This is a genomic window from Thermoanaerobacterales bacterium, assembly GCA_030019475.1.
In the GTDB taxonomy this organism is placed as follows: Bacteria; Bacillota; Desulfotomaculia; order Desulfotomaculales; family JASEER01; genus JASEER01.
Genome location: JASEER010000007.1, coordinates 1 through 2,347, shown reverse-complemented (window position 1 = coordinate 2,347; position 2,347 = coordinate 1). Strand labels below are relative to the sequence as shown.

Sequence of the window (2,347 nt, the reverse complement as noted above, 5' to 3'; positions counted from 1 at the left end):
CTCGCAAACATCCCGCATTACGCCGCCGCCGCCCTGGGCTGCTTCCGGGCTGAGGGCCTTGACGTCACCCTGGTGACCGCGCCCAAAGACACCATTCCCCCCGAGGGGTACAGAACGGCCGACGTAATCCTGGGGCCGCCCGAGAAGGCCTGGGAGGCGGGATGTCCCATCTTCGCCCAACTCACCCGGTATCAGCCGGGATTCCTGGTGGCGCGCGAGCCGAAGGACGGTTTCTCGTGGAATGACTTGAGGCATCGCGGAACCATCGGGCCCGGCCCGGACACCGGGCTGCAAACGGCCCTGGAGACCATCCTGCGCCGGGAAAAGCTACGGCCCCAACTGGACGCCGTAATTATCCAGAACCTGCCGCCGTATCTGCAACTGGGAGCCTATATGGCGGGAAGCGGGAGCTTTATCCTCTCCAACGAACCCCGGGCCACCGCCCTCGAACTGGCCGGCGCCGGGCGGGTCGTGGCCTCCCTGACCGCGGCCGGCGAACTCCCGGGACAGGTTTGTGCCGCCAACCCGCGGGCCGCAGAGAAGAAGGCCGACGTCTTGGTGGCCTACACGCGCGCCCTGGTCCGTGCCCACGGCTGGCTCGCCCGCCATAGCCCGCGGGAAATAGCAGCCCTGGTCGGTCCCTTCTTCCCCCAGTTCAACTACGAGACTTTGGTCCGGATGATCGAACGCGGCAAACAATGCGACCTGTGGCCGGAAACTCCACTTCCCGACCGCAGCCAGTTTGACGCCCTGCAGCGCATCCTGGTCGAGTCCGGGGAACTGAGGAAGCCCATCCCCTTTGAGCGACTTGTGCAGCCCCGAATCGCCGCCGAAGCCGTCCGCCCGCAAACGAAGTCTTAGCTGTAAATAGAGAGAGACCTCCTGCGCAGAGGTCTCTCTCTCCCCCACCAATTTCGCGCCCGCAGGGCGCTAATTTCGGCCGCGCAGCGGCCTAATCACGCACCCACAGGGTGCTATTTCAAACGGTTTAGCTCGGCTCATGGACCACCGGCTGGTAGCCGGCGGCCGTCTCGGGCGGCGGCACGGGCACCGGCAGCATTTCCGAGGTCTCATACTCTTCCCTCTCCAACAGGGCCCGCGCCAGCACTTCGTCCATATGCTCGACCGGCACGAACTCCATCCGGGACTTTACGTTGGCCGGGATCTCCTCCATGTCTTTCCTGTTCTCCGCCGGCAGGATGACCGTCTTGATACCCGCGCGGTGTGCCGCGAGGACCTTTTCCTTTAACCCGCCGATGGGAAGCACCCGGCCGCGGAGCGTAATCTCCCCGGTCATCGCCACGTCGTGCCGCACCTTGCGCCCGGACAGGGCCGAGGCCAGCGCCGTGGCCATCGTGATGCCCGCCGACGGGCCATCCTTGGGCGTCGCGCCCTCCGGAACGTGGATGTGCACGTCCACCTTCTCGTTAAAGGACTCGTCGATCCCCAGGCTCTTCGCCCGGCTGCGCAGGTAGCTGTATGCAGCCTGGGCGGACTCCCGCATGACCTCGCCCAGCTTCCCGGTAAGGGTGAGGGCGCCCTTGCCCCTGCAAACCGTGACCTCGATGGCCAGTGTGTCGCCACCGGTCTCGGTCCAGGCCAGCCCGGTGGCCACCCCCACCTGGTCGTCCTGCTCCGCCACGCCGTAGCGGAACCGCGGCGCGCCCAGGAACTGCTCAATGTTCTTCTTGGTCACCCGGACCTGCCTGGCCTTCTTGGCCACGATCTCTTTGGCGGTCTTCCGGCAGAGGGCGGCGATTTCCCGTTCCAGGTTGCGGACACCCGACTCGCGGGTATACTCCCGGATGATCCGGCGCACGGCGTTCTCCGAAATGGTCAGGGTCTTCGGCGACAGGCCGTGCTCCTTCAGCTGTTTCGGGATCAAGTGCCGCAGGGCGATCTGGGCCTTTTCCTCCTCCGTGTAACCGGAGATGTAGATAACCTCCATGCGGTCGTAAAGCGGCCGCGGGATGTTATACGGGAAGTTCGCCGTCGTGATGAACATGACGTTCGACAGGTCGAACGGGATCTCGATGTAGTGATCGCTAAAGGCACTGTTCTGCTCCGGGTCCAGGACCTCCAGCAGGGCCGCCGAGGGATCGCCCCGGAAGTCCATGCTAATCTTGTCGACCTCGTCGAGCAGGACGACGGGATTCATCGACCCTGCCTCCTTGATGGCGCGCACGATCCGTCCGGGCAGGGCCCCGACATAGGTGCGGCGGTGACCGCGGATCTCTGCCTCGTCACGGATGCCGCCGAGTGCGACCCTGACGAACTTCCTGCCGAGGGTCCTGGCGACCGACTCGCCGAGCGAGGTCTTGCCGACCCCGGGAGGCCCGGCGAGCAG

The 2,347-nt window shown here is 65.5% G+C and carries 2 protein-coding genes; one reads left to right on the top strand and one right to left on the bottom strand.

The genetic code is table 11. From position 1 onward, the window contains the following. The coding region (locus QMC81_03005; protein ID MDI6906447.1) for a hypothetical protein at positions 1-861 on the top strand (861 nt) is incomplete at its 5' end. 127 nt (positions 862-988) lie between these two features. Here the strand turns inward: QMC81_03005 and lon are convergent. After that, the coding region (lon, locus tag QMC81_03000) for an endopeptidase La (GenBank protein ID MDI6906446.1) at positions 989-2,347 on the bottom strand (1,359 nt) is incomplete at its 5' end.